At 47.4% G+C, this 4,274-nt stretch carries 4 protein-coding genes; all 4 read right to left on the reverse strand.

The features are described 5' to 3' along the window. Window positions 1-1,060: UDP-N-acetylmuramoyl-L-alanine--D-glutamate ligase (murD, locus tag AB4Z17_RS32505; RefSeq protein WP_441964471.1), on the reverse strand; the 1,060-nt coding region annotated here is incomplete at its 3' end. A 75-nt stretch (window positions 1,061-1,135) separates the two neighbouring features. Then, window positions 1,136-2,095 carry a phospho-N-acetylmuramoyl-pentapeptide-transferase gene (mraY, locus tag AB4Z17_RS32510; protein WP_076268158.1) on the reverse strand — a complete coding sequence of 320 codons (960 nt, stop codon included), beginning with the start codon at window positions 2,093-2,095 and terminating at the stop codon, window positions 1,136-1,138. Between the two features lie 4 nt (window positions 2,096-2,099). Further along, on the reverse strand, window positions 2,100-3,515 hold the full coding sequence (locus AB4Z17_RS32515) for a UDP-N-acetylmuramoyl-tripeptide--D-alanyl-D-alanine ligase (protein ID WP_441909678.1): 1,416 nt from the start codon (window positions 3,513-3,515) through the stop codon (window positions 2,100-2,102). Continuing rightward, the coding region (locus AB4Z17_RS32520) for a Mur ligase family protein (protein ID WP_441964473.1) at window positions 3,512-4,274 on the reverse strand (763 nt) is incomplete at its 5' end. The genes AB4Z17_RS32515 and AB4Z17_RS32520, both read right to left, overlap by 4 nt.

Here is a 4,274-nt window from a genome sequence, read left to right on the forward strand (position 1 = left end):
CTTTCGAATCATTATAATATTTGACACCATTCACTTCACGGACGAACTCCAGGCGGTGCTCCACGCCTCTAAACAACTGCAGCGGTTCTACAAGACGCTCTGGTGCAACTCCAGCAGCCAAACACGCCGCAATGGCAGCAAGCGCGTTAGCGGCGTTGTGGCGGCCTGGTATGCCTAGCTCTGAAACGGGCAAAATGTTAATTTCCGAGTCCTCAGACTGGCGGAATACAATTTGTCTATCCACAGCGGCTTCATCATTTTGTGCGTCTCCGTTGTCCCGCTCATATGGCGGATCAATGTAAATGCCCGCATCCAGTCGCTCATATATAGAGAAAGGCAGCAGCTGTGCGATAAGAAACTCCGAAAGCGCGCGGCATTCCGGGTCATCCCAGTTGACGACAGCAACATCATCTTCCGTTTGGTTATCAAAAAGTTTTGCTTTTGAATTGACGTAGTCATCCATATCGCCGTGATAATCCAAATGCGTCTCTGCAATGTTAAGCAAGAGAGCAATATGCGGACGGAACTCGCTTGTTCCTTTCAATTGAAAGCTGCTTAGCTCAGCAACGATCCATTGATCGGGCGTCGCTTCCAAGGCTGCTTCGCATAGAGGGCGACCGATATTGCCTGCCACGATGGGATTCAAGCCAGCTGCGCTTAATATTTCGCCGATCCAAGTCGTCGTTGTTGTTTTGCCGTTTGAGCCTGTAATGCCTATTATCGGTGCAGGAGAAAGCCAATAAGCAGCTTCTACCTCCGTAATGACCTCAACGCCAAGCTCCTCTGCCCTCTGCACTGGAGTAGACGTATATGGGATACCAGGGTTTTTGATAAGGAGCGCTGTTTCTTCTGTAATTAGGTCATCTGGATGATAACCGCATAGCACAGAAATGCCCAAAGCAGTCAATTCGTCCGCTTCGGGGCATAATTCACGTTCCTTCATGTCGTTCACTACAACTTCTGCGCCTAATTGATGAAATACTTTTGCGACGCTTACCCCGCTTCTAGCCAAGCCTAAGACGACAACTCGGCGGCCTTCATAAGATGCCGGATGATTCATAACTGACAGTCCCTTCTATGTATGCATAAAGCGGCTCTTAATCAAATAAAAGCCGCTTTTTCGTAAGCTTTATTTCTATAGTATAACAAATAGTAAACCAATTGCTGCAAACACGATGCCTACAAACCAAAACACAGTAACAACCTTCCATTCGGACCAACCAACGAGCTCAAAATGATGGTGAATGGGACTCATTTTRAAAATACGCTTCCCTCTAAGCTTGAAGGAGCCTACCTGTAATATAACAGAAAGCATCTCAAGTACAAAAACACCGCCGATTACGATAAGGAGCAGCTCCGTTTTGGTCAAAATAGCGACTGCTGCAATTCCGCCTCCTATTCCTAGCGAGCCCATATCTCCCATAAACACTTTTGCTGGATGTGCGTTGAATACTAGAAAACCTAAAACAGCGCCTACCATAGCTGCAGAGAATACTGCTGATTCATGAGCTGACGTTTGTAAAGCAACTACAGTAAAGGCACCAAATGCGATGGCACTCGTCCCAGCCAGCAAACCGTCAAGACCATCGGTGAAATTAACTGAATTGCTTGCTGCAAAAAGAATGATGACGACAAGCGGATAGTAAAACCAGCCTAAATCAATTCCCCAGCCTGTACCAGGCACTGATATTTCGGTGCTGTGCCCCATATTATAGAGCATTGCACACACGATTATAGAAAATAGAAGTTGACCAAAAAGCTTTTGTCTTGCCGTTAGCCCCAAAGAACGTTTAAATACAATTTTGATGTAATCATCCAAAAAGCCGACAAGACCAAATCCAAGTGATGCGGTCAGCAGCACCCAAAATTCAGCCGTTTTATCAGAAAACTTCAGGAACGCGATCATTAGAGCAACCATAATGATAATGCCGCCCATCGTTGGCGTACCGCTTTTTTTCAAATGGCTTTGCGGACCTTCCATACGAATCTGCTGCCCAAACTTTAAGCGGCGGAGCACTGGAATGAACAATGGTCCGAGTAGAACCGCTAGCAGGAATGAAGCGCCAATCGAAAATAAAATGACCATCATATCCATTTCCTCACCCCACTTCCAATGCTTGGACAATCTGTTCCATCTGCATGCCGCGTGAACCTTTTATGAGCACGATGTCCGTTGGCTGCATTTGCTCCCTCAGCCATTGCGTCAGCTCATTTTTATCTTCGAAATGTTTAATCACATCATTCGCGCCTGCGTTAGGGAATTGCGACTTCACGCCCTCAGCAATATGTTTTGCCAAAGGTCCGAAGGTAAGAACCGCATCCGCCTTGCTTGGCGTTATATATGCACCTACTTCAAAATGAAGCGTCTGCTCCTCTGGCCCGAGCTCTAGCATATCGCCTAGCACGATCCATTTGCGGCTATAGCCGTCTAGTTGCTCTACCAGATCAATCGCCGCGCGAACGGCAGTCGGATTGGCATTATAAGCATCGTTCAATAACATAGTGCCATTAAACGCGCGAACTGGCTGAATGCGCATGCCTGTCAGCTTAAGATGGCTTAGACCTTCAACAATTTTTGCAGCTGGAACTCCGAAGAAGCGGCCAATCGCTATTGCAGCGAGCGCATTGCTGACATTATGCTGCCCTGGGACAGGAATTCGAACAGTTCCGAGGCCACTGGCAGTTCCATTATAAATAGCAGTAAAGGTYGTCGCTTCCGATTCAATGCTGATGCCAGATGCTGACCATTCATTTTGCATCGATAACCCAAATGTACGGCGTACGATGCCTGCTGGAAGTATTGAACGCTCAAGCTCTGCTTCCAGAAGTGGTTCATCGCCATTGTATAGCAGTAAACCATCCTCGCTGAGCCCGAGCGCTATTTCAAGCTTCGCCTTCGCAATACCGGCTCTTGAGCCAAGCTGGAGCATATGCGCGTCGCCGATATTTGTAATAATAGCGGCATCAGGCTGTGCGATCTTCGTCAGCAGCTCGATCTCGCCGAAGCCGCTCATTCCCATCTCGAGCACGGCTACTTCCGTGTCCTCTTCAAGCCTCAGCACCGTCAGAGGCAAGCCGATGTGATTGTTCAAATTGCCTTCAGTCTTATGCACTTTATAAGTTGTGCCGAGAATAGCAGCTGCCATATCCTTTGTCGTTGTTTTGCCATTGCTGCCTGTAATGCCAACAACACGAGTGACAAGTTCACTGCGATAAGCTGTTGCAAGGCGCTGCAATGCAACCAGCGTATCCCCAACAATAAGAAGCGGCACTCCCTCAAGAGATGCTGGAACCTCGCGGCCTTTCTGCCAAAGCGCAGCAACCGCTCCATTTGCAATAGCTTGCTCCAAATAGGCATGCCCGTCAAAATGCTCGCCTACGATCGGAACGAACAACTGGCCCGCAGCAGCTTGCCGCGAGTCAGTTGTTACTCCTGTTATGTTAAGCTCTGCATGATTTCCATTCCATCTAGCGCCGCTCATTTCGGCAATTTGTTTAATAGTACGTTTAATCACTGTATGATTCCCCTTATCGCTGCTTTCGCTACTTTTCGATCGTCAAATGGATATTTGACTCCGTTAATATCTTGGTAGGTTTCATGACCTTTCCCCGCAATCAATACTACATCGCCGAGGCTTGCCATTTCAACCGCTTTTTCAATTGCTTCCTTGCGATCAACGATTAATTTATAAAATGAAGGATCAATTCTGCTGCTTATTAATCCAGCTTCAATATCCTTTAATATGGACTCAGGCGGCTCCGAACGTGGGTTATCCGATGTTATGATAGCGTAATCCGCATATTTTATTGCAATATTCCCCATTAGCGGCCGCTTGGAGCGATCACGGTCACCGCCGCAGCCAAATACACATATAATTCGATTTTCTGCAAATTGTTGAATAGCTCTGAGTACATTTTCAAGCCCATCCGGCGTGTGGGCATAATCTACAATTACGGCAAAATCTTGACCCGCATTAACCGCTTCAACCCGTCCGGGTACGCCGGGAATTTTGCTTAGACTGTGTGCAATCGCCTCTAGTTCCACGCCTTCAAGAAGTACAGCGCTTATAGCGGCAAGCGCGTTGTATACGTTGAACTTCCCAGCCATTTGCAATGTGATGTCCTGCTCGCCTCTGAATGTGTCAACATGAAAGGTCGTACCCTGTGCAGTTATTCGAATATTCGTTGCACGCACGTCTGCCTCTTTATCAATAGCATAGGTGATAACCTCTGCCGCTGTGAGCTCGGCATATTCTGCGGATAAAGCATCGTCT

Origin of the sequence: Paenibacillus sp. TAF43_2, from assembly GCF_052113545.1 — a bacterium.
In the GTDB taxonomy this organism is placed as follows: Bacteria; Bacillota; Bacilli; order Paenibacillales; family Paenibacillaceae; genus Pristimantibacillus.